This is a genomic window from Nonomuraea sp. NPDC049714 (assembly GCF_044465295.1).
GTDB lineage: Bacteria > Actinomycetota > Actinomycetes > Streptosporangiales > Streptosporangiaceae > Nonomuraea.
Window position 1 is genome coordinate 261,126 of the sequence record NZ_JBITLM010000009.1, and the last position, 19,780, is coordinate 280,905.

Genomic DNA, 19,780 nt, shown 5'->3' on the forward strand with positions numbered 1-19,780 from the left:
GACCTCAACGCCGACCACGCCGACCCCCAGCCCAAACTCATCGCCGGCAACTGGCCCGGCGTGGCGGAGGCCGGTTTCGGCGGGCGGGTCGACGCCGCCTGGCTCAAGCTCCCGCAACGGACCGGCCCGGCGGCCTCCGGCGACGAGCACGGCGGCTGGACGAGGATGCACGACGTGCTGCACGTGGGCGGCACCCTCGCCTGGCGCAACAACAACCCGGGCAACCTCCTGCCCGGCCGGATGCCGTACCGGAACGCGCTCGCCGTCGACAGGCGAGGCCTGGCGATCTTCGCCAGCCATGAGGACGGCTGGACCGCGCTGCGCGGGGTCCTCCGGTCCTCGGTCTACAACCCGTTGAGCATGGCCGACGCGCTCAGGAAGTACGCGCCCTCCGGGCACGGGAACAACGATCCCGTCCTGTACGCCAACCGCGTCCGCCAGCTCACCGGGCTCGATCCGGCGCGGCGGGTGGCCGATCTCAACGACGCCGAGCTGGAGAGCTTCATGCGGGCGATCAAGACGGTCGAGGGGTTCGAGGAGGGCCGGACCTTCCAACGCACCGACCCGGCCCTGCCTCCCGAGCTCGTCGCACTGTTCCCGTGAATGCTGGCGACATCATTACTGTTCGCCACAATTAGTCAGCAACCATCACGGTAAGTAACAGGTCGAAGTCGCGTCGCGACAGCTTCGTAGGAGAGACCATGACGTACACCACGCCGCAGATGGCGCCAGGACAGCAGTACGGCCAGCAACCTTCTCCCCAGCAACAGCAGCAGCAGCAGCACGGTCAGCAGGGCGTGTCACCGATGGGCATCGGCGGTGGCATGGTCGGAGGTCTCGCCGGTCGTGAGATCGGTAATGCGATCGGCGGCAATGAGGGCGCCGCGATCGGCGGCATCCTCGGCACTATTCTCGGTGCCGTCCTCCCGATGCAGGCGCAGCAGAGCCCGCAGCAACTCAGCCCGCAGAGCTTTCCCGGCATGGGCGGCCAGTTTCCGTTCTCCGGCATCGACCCTGAGATGCTCCGCAGGCTGCAAGAGGTCTTGGGGCAGGTGATGGGTGGGTCGCAGCAGGGCCAGCAGGGCCAGCAGGGCGTGTCACCGTCGTTCTTCGGCGGCGGCCTCCTGAACAACCTGCCCACCATGCCGACGCCCATGCCGACGCCCACGCTCCCTCCCATCCTGCAGCAACTGCTCGGCGCTCAGGGCTCCTTGCAGCCCTTCCAGGCCGGACAGGGCGGACAGGGCGGACAGCTCCAGCCGATGGAGCACGTGGTCAACCCGATGAGCTTCTGGAGCAAGGTGGCCCAGTACGGCATGCAGTACGGCCTTCCTGTCGTCAAGCAGCTTTTGCTCAGCATCCCGGACCAGCCGGGACAGCAGCAGGGCATGCAGCAGCCGATGCAGCCCCCGATGCAGCAGGGCATGCAGCCCCCCATGCCGCAGCCGATGCAGCAGCCCATGCAGCCGGGCCAGGCGCCCGCCGGGGTCGGGTAGGAGCGGCGACATGGGACCGACGGTCGGGCTGGGACAGTGGCCGGACATGATCTCCGGGGCGCCGGCCACGGGGCTTCCTCAGGTGAGCCAGGCGCAGTGCGCGACGGCGCTGCAGCAGCTCTACGGGTGGTTGCAGGCCGCCGTCCCGCAGGCGCCCCAGTACGCGAACGCCGTGCCGGCGACGATCGAGGCCGTGCGGCTGTACCGCAACGGGCAGTACGACCAGTGCCTGGCACAGATTCAGCTGGTCACCGGCTTCATCGGCAGAGGCGGCCAGCCCACACCGCCGCAGTGACCGGGCCGTCGCACGACCCCGGATCGGCCGGTGACCGGTCCGGGAGCGTGCCGTACATGGTCGGTTGCCCTGACCCCGAGTTGCTCGCGGAGCTGGTGGAGCTGCTCCGCGACGATCCCGAGGTACGGATCCGGCGGATCATCGGGGCGCCGGATCGGCCGAGCCTGCTCGCGGTGGAGATGTCTCCGGCACACGCCGGAGCGCTGCGGGCGAGGTACGGCACGCGGCTGACGATCGAGCCGGACTCCCCTGTCGAGTTGTACTGACATATCAGCATGAGCTCTCAGGAGAGACGCCATGAGCGGTAACGGTAGTTCCAAAGACGGCAGGCAGCCGCGGCCCCGCCCGTCCACCCGGGGCAAGGCCGAGCAGGAACCGGTGCAGGAACCGGTGCAGGAACCGGTGCAGGAATCGGTACGGCCGAGACTACGGCGGTATATGGCGGCGGTGCTGCCCCAGCCCTATCTGGAGGCGAAAGGCCTCTCCGTCACGTCAATCAACTCCGATACCCTGCACGACCTGCTCGAACGTGACTCGCAGGTGGAAGTGCGCAAGCGGGTCGAGGCGCCGGTCCGGATGTCCGCACTCGCGGCGGGGAACGTGTCGCTGGGAAGTCTGACGGTCGCCGACATGACGCGAGAGTACGCGGAGGCGCTCAGCCGACAGCTGCCCCAGGTCTACATCGAGCGCGACCGGCTGCTCACCTACACCGACGTGTCCCTCATGCCGCGCAGGGAGACGCGCCGCCAGCTGATCCTGCCCGCCGGCGCCGAATCGAGCTTCACCTTCCTGGTCGTGGACACCGATGGCACGCCCATGCCCAATGCCACCGTTCTGGTCAACGGCTATCTGTGGCCCGCCCAGGGGCTCACCGGCCCGGACGGCCGAGCCACGGTCACCCTGAACGGAGAAACTCCCGAATCCATCGCCAGCGTGCAGGTGAAACCCGTCGGCGGTCACTGGAGCCGGATACTCGACCGGCCGGCCCTGAAGGAGGACGGTGACAACCTCGTCGTCCTGAAGAAGCTGTCGGACACCCTGCCCGGCTTCCCCGACAAGCAGGCGTTCGGCTGGGGGCAGCAGGCCATGCAGCTGCACCGGCTGCCCCCGAACTTCCGCGGCGCGGGCGCCAAGATCGCCATCATCGACTCCGGGGTGGATGTCGGGCACCCCGACCTCGCGGGCCGGGTGAGCACCGGAATCGATCTGAGCGATCGGAAGGAGACCGGATGGACGGTCGACACCGTCCACCACGGCTCGCACTGCGCCGGAATCGTCACCGGCGCGGACACCGGCCGGGGCGTCGTCGGTTTCGCCGTCGAGGCGGAGGTGCACGTCTGCAAGATCTTCCCCGGCGGCCGGCTCAGCGATCTCATCGAGGCCCTGGACTACTGCATCGACAAGGAGATCGATGTCATCAACCTGAGTCTGGGCACCAAGGAGTTCTCCCCGCTCGTCGCGGCCAAGTTCGAAGAGGCCCGCTCGGCCGGCGTGGCGTGCATCGTCGCCGCCGGCAACGACAGCGGTCCGGTCAACTTCCCCGGCAACATGCCCACGGTCCTCGCGGTCGCGGCGATCGGCAAGACGGACGCGTTTCCCGCCGGCAGCACGCATGCCGACCAGATCCGGCCGCCGCAGGCGCTCGACGGATACTTCTCGCCCGCGTTCACCTGCTTCGGGCCAGAGGTCGACGTGTGCGCGCCGGGCGTGGCGATCCTGTCGGCGATCCCGTCGAACGAGTACGCCGCCTGGGACGGCACGTCGATGGCCGCTCCTCACGTCAGCGGCCTGGCCGCGCTGATCGTGGCCCACCACGGCGACTTCCAGGGCGAGTACGCGGACCGGGACGCCCGGCGTGTGGACCGGCTGTTCGACATCATCAAATCGAGCTGCACCCCGCTGCAGCTCGGCGACCCGAACAGGACGGGAGCCGGGCTGCCTGACGCGATCCGCGCCCTGGCGCCGGCACTCACCGGCGTGGCGGCGCACTCACCGCTGGACCAGCTCACCCAGGAGATGCTGGCAGCCGGCCTGCTCACCACCACGCCTCCCATCTCCTTCCAGCAGACACCGGGCGGCACGTCCATGGCGGCGCTGACCCGGCTCTACGAGGAGATGGTCGCGGCGGGGCTCATCCGCCAGTACTGACCCGCTACTGAGCCGCTTCGCCTCACCCTGAACATCAAGGAGAAACCATGACCGCGACCGCTACGATCCAGCAGATCTGGTGCCTGCGCCAGGCCACCGGAACCGACCTCGGCGTCGTCCAAGCCCTTTCCGGCCTCGCCCCGGCACAAGTGCTGAGCCAGCTCGGCGTGAGTTCGATCGAGAGCTTCGTCAGGGGAATTCCCGAGGTCGTGGGGGCCATGGACAGCGCCCGCTCCGATCCCGACAACCTGTTCATCACGACCGACACCTCAGGTGACCTGGACAACTCCATCTGGCCGCACGGCAACACGACCGTGGACGTGCAGGCAGGCCAGTCCCTGACGCCCGGCATCACGCTCCCCGTCTCCTTCTCACAGAACATCTCACTGTTTGATCACGACTCGGCCTCCGGTAACGACCTACTGGGATCGATAACGATCTTCGAATCGGAGAGAGGCGCCGGGGAGATTGCGAAACTCGCCAAGTCTGAAGTGGAGAGTTCGTACTACTACGTCACCTACCGGGTGGACTAGACGCCTCACGGCGGCGTCCTAGGTATGTATGGGCCTGCGCGGGTGTGGAGATAGGGCATCCATCCGATGTGGAGGGGTGGGCCTTAGGCCGACTCTTGAAGATGTCAGGAAATACGCTCCACAAGCGCAGGAGAACGGCATGAACGCCGAAATCGAGTTCCAGCTCATGAAGAGTCAGGCCAACGAGCTGCGTCAGGCAGCCGCCAGGCACCGCCGCGTACGCGAGGCGGAGCAGGCGAACAAGTCCGAGCGCCGCTCGGTCTTCGGCAAGCGCCGCTCGTCATGACCGTCCCAAGAGAGCCCGGCCGCAACCTCCCTCGCGGCCGGGCCTCTCAGCCCCCGTAATCCCGTCGAAAGATACGGACAAGGCGTGACATGCTGGACGACATGCTGGGACGTTCGGTGAGCCCCGTCTTCGTCGGGCGTAGCGGCGAGCTCGCCGCGCTCTGCGAGGCGTTCGAGGAGGCCTGCCGTGGCAACGCCACGGCGGTGCTGCTCGGTGGCGAGGCGGGCGTCGGCAAGACCCGGCTCGTCCACCGCTTCGCCGAGCAGGTCGGCGGCGCCCGCGTGTTGTACGGCGGCTGCGTCGAGCTCTCCTCCGAGGGCCTGGCCTACGCGCCGTTCACCGCGGCGCTCAGGCAGCTCGTCAGGGAGCAGGGCGCCGACCGGATCGCCAGGCTGCTCCCCGAAGGCGCCGCGCGCGACCTGGCGCGGTTGCTGCCCGAGTTCGGTGAGGCCAGCGGCGACGGCGAGACCGACACCAGCCGTGCCCGGCTCTTCGAGCAGTTTCTCACCCTCCTCGAACGGCTGGCCGACAGCACCCCCACGATTCTGATCATCGAGGACGTCCACTGGGCCGACAGGTCCAGCCGGGACCTGATCGCCTTCCTCAGCCGTAACCTGCGCATCCCGCAGGTGCTCATGGTCATGACCTACCGCTCCGACGACCTGCACAGGCAGCATCCGCTGCGCCCGGTGCTGGCGGAGCTGGGCAGGGTCAACGGCGTGCTCCGGCTCGACCTGCCCCGGCTGTCGCGTGACGAGGTGGCCCAGCAGATGACCGGCATCCTCGGCAGCACCCCGCAGTACGCCAAGGTGCAGAAGGTCTTCGAACGCAGCGAGGGCATCCCCCTGTTCGTGGAGGCGATGCTCGACGGCAGCGACGACTGCACCTTCCCCGATTCCATGCAGGACCTGATCCTCGCCGCCGTCGAGCGGCTGCCGGAGGAGACCCAGCGGGTGCTGCGCATCGCCGCCGCGGGCGGCACCCGGGTCGGCCACGCCCTGCTCGCCGCCGCGAGCGGCCTGTCCGACCTGGAGCTGGAGACCGCGCTCCGGCCCGCCATCGCGGGCAACGTGCTGCAGATCGCCGACGGCCGCGCCTACGTCTTCCGCCACTCGCTGATCCGCGAGGCCGTGCACGAGGAACTGCTGCCCGGCGAGCACCAGCGGCTGCACTCCCGCTACGCCGAGGAGATCTCCAAGGACCGCACGCTCGTCCCGCCGGGGCGGGCCGCCGTCGAACTCGCCCACCACTGGTACGGCGCCCGCAACGACCACGAGGCCCTGATCGCCGCCTGGCAGGCCGCACGGAAGTCGTTCAAGGCCTTCGCCTACACCGAGGCGGTGCCGCTGCTCGAACGGGTGCTCATGCTGTGGGACCGGGTGCCGGACGCGGCGGAGCGGATCGGCGTGGACCACATCGCGGTGCTGGAGAAGGCCTCGGCCGCCGCGCAGGCCGGCGGTGAGGTCGACAGGGCGATGAAGTTCGTCAACGCCGCGCTGGCGGAGCTGGACGAGAGCCAGGAGCCAGGCCGGGTGGCCAGGCTCATCGTCCGCCAGACGTACCTGAAGATCTCCAAGGGGCGGGTCGGCGTCGTCGAGAGCCTCCGCCACGCCCTGCGGCTCGTCCCCGAGCCGGGGCCGGCCAGGGCCGATGTGCTCATGCCGCTGAGCCAGCACCTGATGCTCCGCGGTGAGGGCGCGGAGGGCGGCGCGTGCGTCGAGGAGGGCATGCGCCTGGCCAGGGAGCTGGGCGATCGCTGCCTTGAGGCCGAGTTCCTGCTGAACCTGGGGCTCGGTCACTCGCTCACCGGCGACATCGAGGCGACGATCGACACCAACACCCGGGCCCTGGAGATCGGCAAGCAGGCCAACTCCGGCCGGGTGATCACGCGGGCGATCGGCAACATGATCGACGCCCTGCTCGACACCGGCCGCTCGGACGAGGCGCTGAAGCTGTGCGAGGAGGGCTGGCTGGCGGCCAAGAGGTTCGGCAGGCTCCGGGCCAGCGGCCTGTTCATCCTCAACAACTGGGCCGAGGCGCTGGAGACGATCGGCCGCTGGGACGAGGCCGTCGAGACCGTCGAGCGCGCCCTCTCCTTCGGGCCGGCGCTGCGCACCCGCCACCACCTGATGCGGGTGCGGGCCGACATCGCGCTCGCGCGCGGCGAGCTGGAGCTGGTCGAGGCCATCCTGTCGGAGATCGGCGTGCTCAAGGAGCGGCCCGAGGACTTCGTCCAGGACATCACCAACAGCGCCCGGCTGCACATCGGCTGGCACCTGCTGAGCGGCGAGTACGGCCTGGCGCTGGCGGTGGCCGAGCGGGTGCTCGCCCGCCCCTCCCAGTCCAGCAAGGCGATGCTCGGCTGGCGGCTGCTGGCCCTGCTCCGCACGGTCTGCGACGCCGCCGAGGAGCTCGAACCCGAACGGGTCCGCGCGGTGCGCGAGCACTCCGCCGAGGTGGCGAAGCACCTGTCGACCGTCGGCCCGGTCGCCGAGGCCTACCGGCTGTCGTACTCGGGGGACTTCGACGCCTCGGCCGCCGCCTGGGAGCGGCTCGGCCGCCCGCACAACCAGGCCAGGGCGCTGACCCGGGCGGCCTCCGCCGCGGCGCTGGCGGGTGACCGCGACGGCGCGGCGGCCCGGCTCAAGGTGGCGCTGCCGCTGGCGAAGGCCCTGGGCGCGGCCCCGCTCATCGGCGACATCGAGCGGCTGTCACGCCGCGTGGGCGCGGCCCGGCAGGAGCCGTCCGACCTGCTCACCCCGCGCGAGCTCGAAGTGCTGCGCCTGGTGGCGCTGGGGCATACCAACAGGGACATCGCGACAGAGCTGTTCATCTCCGCCAAGACCGTGAGCGTGCACGTCTCCAACATCCTGGCCAAGCTGGGCGTGGCGACACGGGGCGAGGCCGCCGCCGCCGCGCACCGGCGGTCGCTGCTGTCACACTGACGGGCTGCGGTGCCTCGGCCGCTCGCCGAGAGGCCGCCCGCCGACGGGCCGCTCGTCGAGCGGCCGCTCGCCGATTGGCCGCTCGCCGGGGATCGGCTCGCGCGCCGGCCGCGCTCTGATCTCGCCGAGCGTGGCCTGCCCGGACCGGATGTCGGCGATCAGCACGTACGCGACCAGGATCAGTCCGAGGCAGAGGGCGTCGGCGGCCCACCAGGGGATCTCGGCGAGCAGCAGATAGCCGTCACGGTCGCTCAGCGACCTGATCACCCAGGTGACGGCGGCCACCACCAGGGCGACCATCAGCCAGCTGCGCAGGCGCGGCAGCTCCGCTCTGCGCCACAGCCGGATCCGCCAGTCCACGAACACGGCGAGCACGCCGAGCAGCGCGCAGAACCCGATCAGCCACCAGGGCAGGGCGAAGGCCGTCTGATCGGCGATCCCCTCCTGGGTGGTGCGCAGCTCGGTCTCGGCCTGCCGCTGGGCCGCCACGGCGGCGTCGAGCTGCTTCTGCAGCTGGGCCACGGTCTTCTGTTCGCGGGCCGACTGCGCGGGAGCGTCGGTCGGCAGCATCCGCGCCACGACGGTGAGCATGATGGCGACGAACGACAGGGCCAGCACGATGGCCATGAACAGGTCGATGAAACGCAGGTCGAGCGGCGGGGCGAACGATCTGGCGGGCCGCTTCCTCACGGCTCCCTCACCAGCGTGTACCGCTGCGGGCGGGTCTCGGCCGCGCTCAGCCGCTCCACCGCGATCCGCAGCGCGTCCAGCCCCTTGACCAGCGCCTCGGTCTCGCCGCGTGAGCGGGCCAGGCCCTTGGCCAGGGACTCGGTCTCGGCTCGCGAGCGGGCCAGCTCCTGGCTGAGCCCCTGCAGGGCGGGGGTCGCCTGCGCGGCGGGGGCCGCCTGCTTGCCGGGCAACCGCGCGATGTAGCCGAGGAACACCTCGTCGGCGGCCACCACGCCGGCCCGCTCGGCCCGCTCGACGAGGGACATCGCGAAGAACGCGAGCACGCTCAGGAACAGCGCGATGAGCGTGACGCCGAACGCGGAGGCCAGCTCCGGCAGCACGTGCTCCCTGAGCGCGGTCATCAGCACGCTGGGGTCGCCCTGGCTGTCCAGGGCGGTGCCGAACGAGGTGACCATCGCGGCCATCGTCAGCGCGGTGCCGATGAACCCGAACACCGGCAGCGCCCAGATGAGCGCGTGGTCCAGGTGGTGCTTGTTGGCCATCTCGCTGTCGTCCAGCGCGGAGCGGGCGCTCAGCACCGCCTCACAGTCGCTGCCCGCCTCCGCGGACTCCTTGAACAGCTTGAGCCGCCGGCCCACCAGCGTGTCGCCGCCCGGTTTCACCGCCTGGACGTTGGCCACGGCCCGCGCCGTCGCCTCGTTCTCGCGCCGGATGTCCGGCACGGCCCTGACGATCCTGAGCACGGCGGTCAGGAACACCGCGACGATGACCGTGACCACGAACTCCGCCGCGGCCGGGGGTGTGGTCGCGCCCACGGCCCGCAGCACTGTCTCCACCACTCCGGTCATCAGCAGCAGCGCCGAGACCACCCCGGCCACCGCGGGCGCGAACGCTGAGTGGCGCCAGCCGATCCTTGACAATCCGTACTCCATCCCCGACGAACCAGAGGTCAGTGAATACCCAATCACACCTGTTGCTTACAATGAGTAACAAATTGTAACGAGTGGGTACTAATCTCCTGGATTGCGTCAGAGCATCGCGTCGACCAGCAGGACGACGCCGAAGATCGCGAAGGCGGCGGCAGCGCCGTACCGGATCGCCTTCTCCGGCAGATGCTTGCCCAGCAGCCGGCCCGCCACGATGGCCAGCGCGTCGGCCGCCACCATGCCGACGGTGGAGCCGATCCAGGTGCCGAGCCAGCCGTGCTGGGTCGCCAGCGTGATCGTGGCCAGCATGGTCTTGTCGCCCAGCTCGCTCAGGAAGAACGCGACCGTCACGGCGATGATGGCGTTCCTGGTGGTGCGCTGCGCCTTGCGGGACTCCTCCTCGGTCAGCTCGTCGCCGCGCAGCGTCCAGGCCGCGAAGCCGAGGAAGGCGAGGCCCGCCACGACGGAGATGGCGGTGGTGGGGAGCGCGTCGCCGATCAACCCGCCCACGGCCACACTGACGAGGTGGACGGCGGTGGTGGCGATCGTGATGCCGGCGATCACCGGCCAGGCTTTGAAACGGGTGGCGAACGTCATCGCCATGAGCTGGCTCTTGTCACCGAGCTCGGCCACGAAGATCACGGCCAGGCTGATCCAGAATGCGTCCAACGGTCCTCTTCCGCGCGACCGGACCGGGAGCGCGCACCGGGGGAGAATTTCGGGCACGGCTTCGGCCCGGCAGCGTCTTCGTACACGGCTGCCAGGCCGAAGGTCTCGTCCGCCCGTGAAGGCCCGCGCGACCGGGCGCGCGAACGCGCCAGCATGTCGATCACGCGATTGGGACTACTCCCCTTCGGTGTTTCCGACACACTAACAGCCGCCCCCGCGCGACTATTCCCCACCCCTCGGCGAGGCGCCCCTCACAGCGCGCAGCCCACCATGACCGGCTCGTTGACCAGCGTCACCCCGAACTTCTCGCGCACCCCGTCGCGCACGTGCCTGGCCAGGGCCAGCAGGTCAGCGGTGGTGCCTTCGCCGGGGTTGGTCAGGGCGAGGGTGTGCTTGGTGGAGATGCGGACCGGGCCGTGCTCGTAGCCCTTGGGGAAGCCGGCCTGCTCGATCAGCCAGGCGGCCGGCACCTTGATCGACCCGTCGCCGACGCTCCAGCTCGGGTGTCCCGGCGCGCGCGTGGCCAGCGCCGCCGCCTCCGGCGCGGACAGGATCGGGTTGGTGAAGAAGGACCCGGCACTGCGGGTGTCGGGGTCGGCCGGGTCGAGCACCATGCCCTTGCCGCGCCTCAGCTCCAGCACCGCCTCACGGGCTCGCGCCAGCGGCACGCGCTCGCCGACCTCGACGCCGAGCCGTCCGGCCAGCTCTTTGTACGCCACCGGACCGGATGTTCCCGAAACATCCAGCGCGTACGTCACGGCGAGCACCACATGCCGGGACAGATCCCGCTTGAAGGCGCTGTCGCGATAGGAGAACCCGCACTGCCGCGCCTCCAGATCCACCACCTGGCGCGTCTTGCGGTCGTAGGCCCGCACGCACCAGATGGTCTGCGACACCTCCTGGCCGTAGGCGCCGACGTTCTGGATCGGCGTGGAGCCCACCAGGCCGGGGATGCCCGACATGCACTCGATGCCCGACCAGCCCTCGGCGACCGCGCGGGCCACCAGCGGGTCCCAGTCCTCGCCCGCCTCGACCGTGACCAGCACCTGCTCGGCGTCACGGGAGACCGAGACGCCCAGATTGGCCACCCGGATGACCAGCCCGTCGAAGCCCTCGTCCGCCACCACCAGGTTGCTGCCGCCGCCGAGGATCAGCGTGGGCCGCCCCTCCCGGTCCGCCGCCGCCACCAGGGAGACCAGCTGCTCCGCCGTGTCGGCTCGGGCGAAATCGCCGGCCGGACCGCCCAGGCGCAGCGTGGTGTAAGGCGCGAGCATCTCCATGAGCACCTAGCTTATGAGGTGTCACAGCCTCGGGGGCACCCGTCGTAGTTCCCCCTGACCTCCTCGTCGCGGTATTCGGGGCCTATCCGGGGGCTTGTTCTGGAGCGTGTTCGGAGGCTTGTTCAGGGGCGACGTCGCGCTCGCGCAGCCTGCGTACCGGCAGACGCTCGGGGGGCACCACCAGCTCGCCGCGCAGGGCCAGGGAGAACTCCACGTCGGCATCGCGAGCGCTGTGGACCCGCTCCGGGAAGGCGGCCAGCGCGGCCGACCTGCGGACCGCCATCAGGTCGGCGCTCAGCGCCCGCACCCGCCCCGGTCCCGCCGGACGCCACCGGTCGCCGGAATCCGCCGGCTCCAGCCCCTGCCGGCCGGCGGCCACCGCCCCCTCCTTGACCGCCGCGACCAGCGGGGTGAGCGCGTCACCTTCGAGCACGAGCGAGGTGTCCATCAGGACGTGCACCTCGGAGCTGTCGAGGTGGAGCAGCTTCATCCGGGCCGCGCCCGAGGTCGCGCCGCCGCCCCGCCCCTGCGGGGCGTCGGCGACGCGCCAGAGACGGATCCGCTCCGGGTGGCGCTCGGCCAGCTCCGCCAGCACGTCCCCCGCGCCGTCCACGTTGCCCAGGTCGAGGGCCAGTATGGTGGCGCCGGTGTGCTCGACGAGCGACTCGACGCACGCCCGCACGTCCTGCGGCCGGCCGTCGGCCACCAGGCCCACCGAGGCCGTCACGTCCTTGGTCTCCACGCGCTGCCGCTCGGCGTTGACGCCCAGATCGTCCATCCGGTTGGTGGCCAGCGTCCCGTCCCAGGTCCGCTGGGCGTGCAGCATGTCGTCGTCGGGGACCCCGTGCTGGCCGGGGTCGCCGGAGAAGCCGAACTCGGCCGCCGGGTTCCCGCGAGCGCCCCTGCCCCTGGCCCCCGCCGTACCGACCCCGGTCGCCGGCCCGGCCGCGCCGCCCCCGGTCCCCGATCCCGCCGCGCCGCCGCCCGCTGTGCCGCCCGCTGTGCCGCCCGCTGCGTCGCGGCCCGTGCCCACGGTGCCGGCCACCTCCTGGAGCCTGGGCGGTCGGAGGTGGCCGGGCGGCCTGTCGTCGGTCACGGCGGAAACAGGGATGGACTCCACGGTCGGCCAGACGGTGACATGCGGGGATTCACTCATGACCTCACGGGTACCCGAGAGCCGCCCGCCCTATCATCAGGAGAGCTGCACCACCGCGCGCGCCCTGGACAGCACCTTGGCGTCGCCCGAACGGGCCGTCAGCGCCACGGCCACCCGCTTGTCCGCGAGTTTCTCCTCCACGACGCCGCTGACCGTGATCGTGGCCCCCTGGTCGTCGTCGGGCACGACCACCATCGAGGAGAACCGCACCCCGTAGTCGACCACCGCGCCCGGATCCCCGGCCCAGTCCGTGACGAACCTGCCGGCCTGGGCCATCGTGAACATGCCGTGCGCGATGACGTCGGGCAGGCCGACCATCTTGGCGAACCGCTCGTTCCAGTGGATCTGGTTGAAGTCGCCGGACGCGCCCGCGTACATCACCAGGTTGAGCCTGCGCACGCCGTAGTCGACGGCGGGGATCTCCTGGCCGACCTCGACCTCGTCGTACTTCACCGTCGCCGTCATCTCAGGCCGCCCCTCCGCGCTCGATGATCGTGTTGTACGTGGTGCAGACCGGCTCACCGGAGACCGTGGTGACCTCGCTCCTGATCGTCAGCAGCTCGTTGCGGCCGGCGGTGCGGATCTCGGTGATGGTGGCGGTGGTGACGAGCTCGTCACCGGCGTAGACCGGGCGGGTGTACACGAAGCGCTGCTCGCCGTGGACCACCATGGCGATGTTCAGGCCGAGGTCGGGGTCGGCCAGCGCCCCGCCGCCGCTCTGCAGGCTGAACACGATGGGGAAGGTCGGCGGTGCGACCACGTCCGGGTGACCGGCAGCCCGCGCCGCCTCCTGGTCGCGGTAGATCGGGTTGCCGTCGCCGATCGCGGCGGCGAACTCCTTGATCTTCACCCTGCTGACTTCGTACGGGCTGCCGGATGGGTAACTGCGTCCCACGAAGTCACGGTTCAAGGCCATCAGTGCTCCCTCGCATGTCTCATCGAACGCGATGTGAGCCAGACGGTAACAGAACAACATTCGGCTGTCGCCGGAGATGGCCGTCTTTTTGCCGCCGCCAGGATCGGGCGTGTGCGGACACGACAAACCGGCGCCCTGTCAGCAGGACGCCGGTCTGTTCAACGATGGCAGGGGTGCTGCCCGGCGAGAACTAGCGGGTCTCGCGGTGCGCGCGGTGACAGCGGCAGTTGGGGCAGTACTTCTTCAGCTCAAGCCGATCCGGGTCGTTGCGCCGGTTCTTCCGCGTGATGTAGTTGCGGTGCTTGCACTCCTGGCAGGCCAGCGTGATCTTCGGCCTAACGTCGGTGGCAGCCACTTGGGAGTGCCTTTCTACGTTTGGGACTGGGACATGCCCATACCCAGGTCACAGGACCTGGGATTGGGCAGTAGCGGAGGCCGGACTTGAACCGGCGACACAACGATTATGAGCCGTTTGCTCTGCCTGACTGAGCTACTCCGCCTTGGGCCGAAAACGACCGGCCCCGTAGAGGATACCCGACCCGAGGAGCACCTACGTAACTCGCCTGACCGGGCAGGGTGTTCCCAGTATGCCCCAGGAACCCCCGCCAACCGAAATCGAAAAAGCAAAAGCCCCACCTGCCGGTGAGGCTCGACACTGCTGGAGCCCCCAAACGGAATCGAACCGTTGACCTTCTCCTTACCATGGAGACGCTCTGCCGACTGAGCTATAGGGGCTTGCCCGCGCTGCGGACAGGTGTAACCATACACGGCACTCAGCGATGATGCGAACTCGTCCGCACCCGCGCCGGCTCCGTCGCGGCGGGCCTCGACGGGAACGCGATCACCTCGCAGAGCTCGGCCAGATCGACGTGCCTGGCCACCTCCTCGACCGTGGAACAGTCGGCGACGAGCCGCCCGTGCCGGCGCACCCGCAGCACCTGCCGCCCGGCCCGCATGGCGAGCACGATCTCGCACCCGTCGCTACCTACCCATCGGCTGTCCATACCGGCACACAGTAGCTTTCGGGTCTCTCATTTTTCATGGGGTCACATGCGTTACAGGTCATAGCGGCTCGGTTTCAAAAACGGTAGAACCCGAGGAAGCCCTTCACCCGGTCGATGTCGTCGACCCGCACCATGGCACCGGTCTCCGGCGCGTTCATCATCCTGCCCTGTCCCAGATAGATGCCCACGTGGCGGGTCTTCTTCCGGCTTTTGCCGAAAAAGACCAGGTCACCGGGCCTGGGCGAGTCTACCCGGCGCATCCTGCGCAGGTGGTCGTCGGTGTTGCCCGGCCCGAGCACGTCCGTGCCGTGCGCCAGCGCGTACACCCACCGCGTGAACCCCGAGCAGTCCAGCCCTCGCGTCCTCGCCGCCGGGCAGGGCTTGATCTTTCCTGAGTAGCCCAGGCAGGTGCCCTTGGACGGCCCGGGCCGCTCGGCGTGGCCGCCGCCCCAGGAGTAGACGATCTCGCGCTCCTGGATGTCGTACGCGATCGCCACGATCTCCGGCAGCACGTATCGCGCGAGCGGCGCGGAGGCCGTGGCGCCCACTAAGACGAGGATCACGGCCACGGCCGCCCAGCGCCTTCCCGACACCCGTCCCCCCTCACACCTACGGGTATGTCGGTTTTATCCTGCATCACCGATCTGGCGTGCGCTGAGCTCAGGTTTCGCCGCGCGCCGGCCTCAGAACCAGATAAATCCAGATTTTTCGGCACGTCGCCTGAATCCGCACTTCAGGGGCCATGAAACGCCGCCCCACCGGCACGTCTGCCACGTGGCGTTTCCGCAGGTCAGAGCCTTATATGAACGTAACATTCGCGTTTGCCAAACCGGTATTTCCCTGCCCAAGATGGTCCCGATCCTCAATCGAGCCCCCGACCTGGGGTTTCTTCGCCATGCCCGGAGGAGAACGACCATGATCCACGCCCGGGGACTGACCCGAGTCTTCACCATGAAAAAGGAACGCGTCGAGGCGGTGCGCGGCATCGACCTCGATGTGGAGGCCGGCCAGCTGGTCGCCTTCCTCGGCCCGAACGGCGCCGGCAAATCCACCACTCTGCGCATGCTCACCACCCTGCTGCCGCCGACCTCCGGCACCGCCACCGTGGCGGGCCGGGACGTGGCCCGCGACCCGGCGGGCGTGCGCGCCCGGATCGGCTACGTCGGCCAGAAGAACAGCGCGGGCGAGAACCACCGCGTCCGCGACGAGCTCGTCACCCAGGGCCGCTGCTACGGCCTGAGCACCTCGGAGGCCCGCGACCGCGCCGCCGAGCTGCTCGGCCTGCTCGACCTGGAGCCGCTGGCCGACCGCAAGCCCGGCACCCTCTCCGGCGGCCAGCGCCGCCGCCTGGACATCGCGCTCGGCCTCATCCACCGCCCCGGCCTGCTCTTCCTCGACGAGCCGTCGACCGGGCTCGACCCCAGGAGCCGCGCCGACATCTGGTCGCACATCCTCCGCCTGCGGGAGACGTACGGCACCACGCTCTTCCTGACCACCCACTACCTCGAAGAGGCCGACAGCATGGCCGAGCGGGTGGTCATCATCGACAACGGCGTGATCATCGCCGACGGCACGGCCGGGCAGCTCAAGAACGACCTGGCCGGCGACCACATCACGATCACCACGCACACCGAGCGGGACGCCGCCGAGGTGGCCAGGATCGCCGGCGCCACGGCGGACGGGCTGACCGTGACCCACCGCGTGGCCGGCGCGACCTCGGCGCTGCCCGAGCTCCTGCGGACGCTGGAGGCGGCCGGCGTCAAGGTCGCCACGGCCGAGACCACCCGCCCCACCCTTGACGACGTGTTCCTCGCTCTGACCGGGAGAAGCCTCAGCGATGACGACCTTCCTGCATGACACCACGACCATCTTCCGCCGCGAGTTCGTCACCGTCGTGCGCGAGCCGCTCGGCCTGGTCTTCGAGATGGGGCAGCCGCTGCTGTTCCTGTTCCTGTTCGGGTCGCTGCTGGACGGGGCGGTGGGCTCCTCCTGGCAGTGGTTCGTGCCCGGCATCCTGGTCATGATGTGCCTGACCGGCCCGATGTCCTCCGGCTACAACCTCCTGGTGGAGCTGATCGGCGGCTCGATGGAGCGCCTGATGGTCACCCCGGTCAACCGCACCGCCCTGCTCATCGGCCGGGCGCTCAAGGAGATGGCGATCCTGTTCGCCCAGGCGCTCCTGATCATCGTCCTGGCGCTGCCGCTGGGCTTCGAGCTTCACCTGGCCGGGGCGGTGGCGGGGGTGGCCATGCTGATCGTGTTCGGGGTCGGCCTGGGGTCGCTCTCCTTCGTGCTGGCCATGAGGTCGGCTCCCAGCGGGGAGCTGTTCTACGTCGTGACGCAGGGGCTGCTGTTCCCGCTGCTCCTGCTGTCGGGGGTGCTGCTGCCGATGGACTCCGGCCCCGCCTGGCTGCGCGTGGCCGGCGACGTCAACCCGGTCACCTACGTCGTCGAGGCCCAGCGCGCCCTGTTCGCCGGCGACCTCGCCGACGTCTCGGTCCTGTACGGCGCGGCGATGTCGTTCGCGGTGGCCGCGCTCGGCCTGTGGCTGAGCAACCGGGCGATGCGCCGGGGCGTCTGACAGACTTCCCGGCGTGAATCGCTTGGTGGAGACCAGGACGGTGCCGTGGATCTCCGTCCCGCATCGGATGGACGTCGTGCTCGCCGGCGGCGTCCCGCCCGAGGGCCCGGTCACCTCCGCGTTCGCGTTCGTGCTGGACGCGGCGGACAGGACGCTGCTGACCCGGGTGAACCGGGCCGGGCGTGGCTGGGAGATCCCCGGCGGCCACCTCGATCCGGGCGAGACCCCGGTGGGTGCGGCGGTCCGGGAGGTGGCCGAGGAGACCGGGCTGCTGCTGGAGCCCGAGCTGCTGTCGCTGTTCGCCTGGCACCGGATCGAACTGCTGGCCCCGCCACCGGCCGGCTACCGCTACCCCGCGCTGACGTACATGCTGATGTTCCAGGCGCGGCTGGCCGAGCCGGGGCGGCCCACCCGTCCGCCGGCGGGCTCGGAGAGCACGGCGGCCCGGTGGCTGCCGCGCCCGGAGGTCGAGCGGCTCTGCGGCCACCAGTCCTGGATGTCGCTGCACCGCGCGCTGCCGGTCTAGGCTCAGATTGCTCGGGTCAGACGGTGCAGGCCCGGTCGATGTCCGGCCCCCGGTAGGCGTCTTCGGGGATCCGGGCCAGGGTGGACTCGTGCACCTGCGGACCGAGGCCGTACAACTTCTGGAAGCTCATGATCAACGGCCGCCACGCGTCCGGGTCGATGTGGTCGTCCTTCCCCTCCGCGCGGATCTCGTCGTGCGCCCAGACCCGCTGCACGCGCACCTCGAAGGCCACCACCCCGCCGTCGCCCACCGGATGTGCCGCCTCCACGACGGCCTCCATGCTCACCGGGCACTCGGCCACCCTGGGCGGCCGCACCGTCTCGCTCGGCACCGGCGTCAGCCCGGCCCGCCCGAACTTGCCCGGCACGAACCGGTAACCGCGCTCGTGCTTTCCCGGCGGCACGGGGTCGGACCCGGTGGTCAGCGCCAGCCGGTCGACGGCGGGGGCGAGGGCGTCGGAAGGCAGGTTGAGCACGCACTCGCGGGTGCTCAGCAGGTTCTGCGCGGTCTTGGACCTGACGCCCAGCCCCAGCATGGCGCGCCAGCCGAGCCAGAAGGCGGACGACATGGGGGCCAGGTTGGGGGTCCCGTTCTCGTTCATGGTGGAAATCAGGACGACCGGGGTGCCGAAATAGAGAATGGCCGGTTCGATACGGGTGTGCGCGTCGGTGAGAGTGGTCACGTTCCACTCTTTCGGGCCGTGTCTCACCCGTGCTGGCGGCATTCGGACGCTGCGCCTCTCAACCGGCCCATTACGGTTCTTCACCGGTGTAACGTCACGGGTGAGCACAATGGAGGTCCGCTCGTATGCAACCACCGTTGGCCATCACCAGTGAACAGTTCGGTGACACGGCGATCATCAGCCTGACCGGCGAGCTCGACACCACCAGGTGCGCTCAGGTGGACGAAACGCTCTCCGCCTGCCTGTCCGGCGGCTGCCCCCATCTGATCATCGACGCCTCGGGGCTGACCTTCTGCGACTCGATGGGCCTGCGCACCCTTCTGGAGTACGTGGACCGCACCGCGAAGGCGGGCGGCTGGCTGCGGCTGGCGGGCGTCCACGGCGTCCTGAAGCGGCTCCTGGAGGTCACCGGCGTGGCCGTCGTCATCCCGATCGACCCCGACGTCCCGACGGCCCTGCAGGCCCGCATCTCCGAGGCGGGCCACACCGCCCGGCAGGAGAGCTAGCCGCACTCGTACGTGTGACCGCGCACACAGCCCCTACGTGGACTTGTACACAGAACATCACGATCCGCGCCCGTAGCGTCTGCCACGTCGGACAAAACGTCGAACGTAAGGGCAGTGGTTCTGATGAGCACTCTTGAGCAGGGTGGCGGCGCGCGGACCTCGTGGCGGCGGACGATGGGCCGGGCGGCGGTCGGCGCGGCCACCGCGGCACTGGCCGTCACCGCCATGGGCGCGGTGCCCGCCTCGGCGAGCACCCAGTCCACCACCCAGTCCACCACCGTGACCGCCGACGCCGAGGCGTCGGCCAAGAAGTACTACTTCGTGAGCGTGCTCCTCGGCAGGAACGAGGTGCCGGAGCGCGGCAAGAAGGTCAACGACCGGAACGGCCTGGCCGTCGCGAAGTTCCGCATCCACGGCAACCGTTTCTACTACCTCGTCGAGTGGAAGAAGACCGGCAAGCCCACCGCTTTCCACATCCACAGGGGCTCAGCCGGCCAGAACGGCGCGGTCGTCATCGACCTGCTGGCCAACGGCAAGATCCGCGGCAACACGAGCTTCGGCAGCGTCATCGTCAAGGACCACAACCTGCTGAAGGGCATCAAGAACAACCCGAAGAAGTGGTACGCCAACCTCCACACCGCTCAGTTCCCCGACGGCGCGGTGCGCGGCCAGCTCCACCACAGCAAGCACTGGTAGCCCGTCCCCACAGCCCCGGCAGGTCGTCCTGCCGGGGCTCCGTCACACGTTGCCCAGCACGCGGGTGACCGTGATCTCCAGCACCACCCTGGCGGGGTTCGGCCGGGGTGGCTTGTAGCGGGCGGCGTAGCGGCGCTCGGCGTCGGCCACCCGCTCCGGCTCGGCCCGCAGCACGGCCCGGCCCTCCAGCGTCGACCAGCGGCGGCCGTCCACCTGGCACAGCGCCACCAGCGCCCCGGACGCGCCCGACGCGCCGATGAGGCGGGCCTTCTGCGAGGACCCCGAGGTGATCACGCGGGCGGTGCCGGTCGCCAGGTCCACGGTCGCGCCCACCGGCACCAGGTGCGGCGGCCCGTCGGGGCGCGCGGTGGCGAGCGTGCACAGATGCCGCTCCTGCCAGAACGCGGCGAACCCGTCTCCCTGCTCGGCCAGATCCACAGTCCTC

25 protein-coding genes and 2 tRNA genes are annotated in these 19,780 nt (G+C 70.0%); 13 read left to right on the forward strand and 14 right to left on the reverse strand.

Going from position 1 to position 19,780, the window contains the following annotated elements; all coding sequences use genetic code 11:
- The 8 genes from ACIBQX_RS32570 to ACIBQX_RS32605 all read left to right on the forward strand — a co-directional run.
- A partial coding sequence (locus ACIBQX_RS32570; RefSeq protein WP_397011285.1) for a hypothetical protein occupies nucleotides 1-603 on the forward strand: 603 nt, incomplete at its 5' end.
- Between the two features lie 98 nt (nucleotides 604-701).
- Nucleotides 702-1,496, forward strand: a complete 795-nt coding sequence (locus ACIBQX_RS32575) for a hypothetical protein (RefSeq protein WP_397011287.1) — start codon at nucleotides 702-704, stop codon at nucleotides 1,494-1,496.
- Nucleotides 1,497-1,506: 10 nt separating this feature from the next.
- Nucleotides 1,507-1,791 carry a hypothetical protein gene (locus ACIBQX_RS32580; protein ID WP_397011289.1) on the forward strand — a complete coding sequence of 95 codons (285 nt, stop codon included), beginning with the start codon at nucleotides 1,507-1,509 and terminating at the stop codon, nucleotides 1,789-1,791.
- The gene (locus ACIBQX_RS32585) at nucleotides 1,788-2,057 is read left to right on the forward strand and encodes a hypothetical protein (protein WP_397011291.1); all 270 of its coding nucleotides are present in this window, start codon (nucleotides 1,788-1,790) and stop codon (nucleotides 2,055-2,057) included. Before ACIBQX_RS32580 ends, ACIBQX_RS32585 begins: the two co-directional genes overlap by 4 nt.
- A 31-nt stretch (nucleotides 2,058-2,088) precedes the next feature.
- Complete coding sequence (locus ACIBQX_RS32590) at nucleotides 2,089-3,939, forward strand: S8 family serine peptidase (protein ID WP_397011293.1); 1,851 nt, start codon at nucleotides 2,089-2,091, stop codon at nucleotides 3,937-3,939.
- A 47-nt stretch (nucleotides 3,940-3,986) separates the two neighbouring features.
- Nucleotides 3,987-4,472: a hypothetical protein gene (locus tag ACIBQX_RS32595; RefSeq protein ID WP_397011295.1), complete on the forward strand. Its 486-nt coding sequence runs from the start codon at nucleotides 3,987-3,989 to the stop codon at nucleotides 4,470-4,472.
- Between the two features lie 139 nt (nucleotides 4,473-4,611).
- Entirely contained in the window at nucleotides 4,612-4,758 is a 147-nt protein-coding gene (locus ACIBQX_RS32600; RefSeq protein WP_397011297.1) for a hypothetical protein, read from the forward strand.
- Nucleotides 4,759-4,859: 101 nt separating this feature from the next.
- Complete coding sequence (locus tag ACIBQX_RS32605) at nucleotides 4,860-7,703, forward strand: ATP-binding protein (RefSeq protein ID WP_397011299.1); 2,844 nt, start codon at nucleotides 4,860-4,862, stop codon at nucleotides 7,701-7,703.
- Here the strand turns inward: ACIBQX_RS32605 and ACIBQX_RS32610 are convergent.
- The 12 genes from ACIBQX_RS32610 to ACIBQX_RS32665 all read right to left on the reverse strand — a co-directional run bounded on the left by ACIBQX_RS32610 (nucleotide 7,695) and on the right by ACIBQX_RS32665 (nucleotide 14,937).
- Nucleotides 7,695-8,393 carry a hypothetical protein gene (locus ACIBQX_RS32610; protein ID WP_397011301.1) on the reverse strand — a complete coding sequence of 233 codons (699 nt, stop codon included), beginning with the start codon at nucleotides 8,391-8,393 and terminating at the stop codon, nucleotides 7,695-7,697. The two genes, ACIBQX_RS32605 and ACIBQX_RS32610, sit on opposite strands and share 9 nt — an antisense overlap.
- Nucleotides 8,390-9,313, reverse strand: coding sequence for a hypothetical protein (locus ACIBQX_RS32615; protein ID WP_397011303.1), 924 nt, complete (start codon nucleotides 9,311-9,313; stop codon nucleotides 8,390-8,392). The genes ACIBQX_RS32610 and ACIBQX_RS32615 overlap by 4 nt, the downstream gene beginning before the upstream one ends.
- Nucleotides 9,314-9,421: 108 nt before the next feature.
- Nucleotides 9,422-9,988 (reverse strand): TMEM165/GDT1 family protein, encoded by a 567-nt coding sequence (locus tag ACIBQX_RS32620; RefSeq protein WP_397011305.1) that lies wholly within the window; start codon nucleotides 9,986-9,988, stop codon nucleotides 9,422-9,424.
- A gap of 251 nt (nucleotides 9,989-10,239) precedes the next feature.
- Nucleotides 10,240-11,268, reverse strand: coding sequence for a UDP-N-acetylmuramate dehydrogenase (locus ACIBQX_RS32625; protein WP_397011307.1), 1,029 nt, complete (start codon nucleotides 11,266-11,268; stop codon nucleotides 10,240-10,242).
- Between the two features lie 82 nt (nucleotides 11,269-11,350).
- On the reverse strand, nucleotides 11,351-12,424 hold the full coding sequence (locus ACIBQX_RS32630) for a glycosyltransferase family 2 protein (RefSeq protein WP_397011309.1): 1,074 nt from the start codon (nucleotides 12,422-12,424) through the stop codon (nucleotides 11,351-11,353).
- Nucleotides 12,425-12,460: 36 nt separating this feature from the next.
- Nucleotides 12,461-12,889, reverse strand: coding sequence for a MaoC family dehydratase (locus tag ACIBQX_RS32635; RefSeq protein WP_397011311.1), 429 nt, complete (start codon nucleotides 12,887-12,889; stop codon nucleotides 12,461-12,463).
- A 1-nt stretch (nucleotide 12,890) separates the two neighbouring features.
- The gene (locus ACIBQX_RS32640) at nucleotides 12,891-13,340 is read right to left on the reverse strand and encodes a MaoC family dehydratase N-terminal domain-containing protein (RefSeq protein WP_397011312.1); all 450 of its coding nucleotides are present in this window, start codon (nucleotides 13,338-13,340) and stop codon (nucleotides 12,891-12,893) included.
- A gap of 190 nt (nucleotides 13,341-13,530) precedes the next feature.
- Nucleotides 13,531-13,695, reverse strand: coding sequence for a 50S ribosomal protein L33 (gene rpmG / locus ACIBQX_RS32645; RefSeq protein WP_019632658.1), 165 nt, complete (start codon nucleotides 13,693-13,695; stop codon nucleotides 13,531-13,533).
- Nucleotides 13,696-13,766: 71 nt separating this feature from the next.
- Nucleotides 13,767-13,840, reverse strand: a tRNA-Met gene (locus ACIBQX_RS32650).
- A 159-nt stretch (nucleotides 13,841-13,999) separates the two neighbouring features.
- Nucleotides 14,000-14,075: transfer RNA gene (locus ACIBQX_RS32655), tRNA-Thr, on the reverse strand.
- 38 nt (nucleotides 14,076-14,113) lie between these two features.
- Nucleotides 14,114-14,344, reverse strand: coding sequence for a transposase (locus ACIBQX_RS32660; RefSeq protein WP_397011314.1), 231 nt, complete (start codon nucleotides 14,342-14,344; stop codon nucleotides 14,114-14,116).
- Nucleotides 14,345-14,418: 74 nt separating this feature from the next.
- Nucleotides 14,419-14,937, reverse strand: coding sequence for a C40 family peptidase (locus tag ACIBQX_RS32665; RefSeq protein WP_397011316.1), 519 nt, complete (start codon nucleotides 14,935-14,937; stop codon nucleotides 14,419-14,421).
- A gap of 322 nt (nucleotides 14,938-15,259) precedes the next feature.
- On the opposite strand from ACIBQX_RS32665, the gene ACIBQX_RS32670 reads away from it, so the two are divergent.
- Genes ACIBQX_RS32670 through ACIBQX_RS32680 form a run of 3 tightly spaced genes read left to right on the forward strand, consistent with a single transcriptional unit; the run spans nucleotide 15,260 to nucleotide 17,451 of the window.
- On the forward strand, nucleotides 15,260-16,201 hold the full coding sequence (locus ACIBQX_RS32670) for an ATP-binding cassette domain-containing protein (protein WP_397011318.1): 942 nt from the start codon (nucleotides 15,260-15,262) through the stop codon (nucleotides 16,199-16,201).
- Nucleotides 16,182-16,925: an ABC transporter permease gene (locus ACIBQX_RS32675; protein WP_397011320.1), complete on the forward strand. Its 744-nt coding sequence runs from the start codon at nucleotides 16,182-16,184 to the stop codon at nucleotides 16,923-16,925. Before ACIBQX_RS32670 ends, ACIBQX_RS32675 begins: the two co-directional genes overlap by 20 nt.
- Before the next feature lie 13 nt (nucleotides 16,926-16,938).
- Nucleotides 16,939-17,451 carry an NUDIX hydrolase gene (locus tag ACIBQX_RS32680; RefSeq protein WP_397011322.1) on the forward strand — a complete coding sequence of 171 codons (513 nt, stop codon included), beginning with the start codon at nucleotides 16,939-16,941 and terminating at the stop codon, nucleotides 17,449-17,451.
- A gap of 16 nt (nucleotides 17,452-17,467) precedes the next feature.
- Here ACIBQX_RS32680 and ACIBQX_RS32685 read toward each other — a convergent pair whose 3' ends face one another.
- Entirely contained in the window at nucleotides 17,468-18,133 is a 666-nt protein-coding gene (locus ACIBQX_RS32685) for a flavin reductase family protein (RefSeq protein WP_397011324.1), read from the reverse strand.
- Between the two features lie 125 nt (nucleotides 18,134-18,258).
- On the opposite strand from ACIBQX_RS32685, the gene ACIBQX_RS32690 reads away from it, so the two are divergent.
- On the forward strand, nucleotides 18,259-18,639 hold the full coding sequence (locus ACIBQX_RS32690; RefSeq protein WP_397011326.1) for an STAS domain-containing protein: 381 nt from the start codon (nucleotides 18,259-18,261) through the stop codon (nucleotides 18,637-18,639).
- A 123-nt stretch (nucleotides 18,640-18,762) separates the two neighbouring features.
- Nucleotides 18,763-19,335 (forward strand): CHRD domain-containing protein, encoded by a 573-nt coding sequence (locus tag ACIBQX_RS32695; protein ID WP_397011328.1) that lies wholly within the window; start codon nucleotides 18,763-18,765, stop codon nucleotides 19,333-19,335.
- 42 nt (nucleotides 19,336-19,377) lie between these two features.
- Here ACIBQX_RS32695 and ACIBQX_RS32700 read toward each other — a convergent pair whose 3' ends face one another.
- A complete protein-coding gene (locus ACIBQX_RS32700) occupies nucleotides 19,378-19,773 on the reverse strand; it encodes a pyridoxamine 5'-phosphate oxidase family protein (protein WP_397011330.1) in 396 nt (131 codons plus the stop codon).
- Nucleotides 19,774-19,780: the final 7 nt, after the last annotated feature.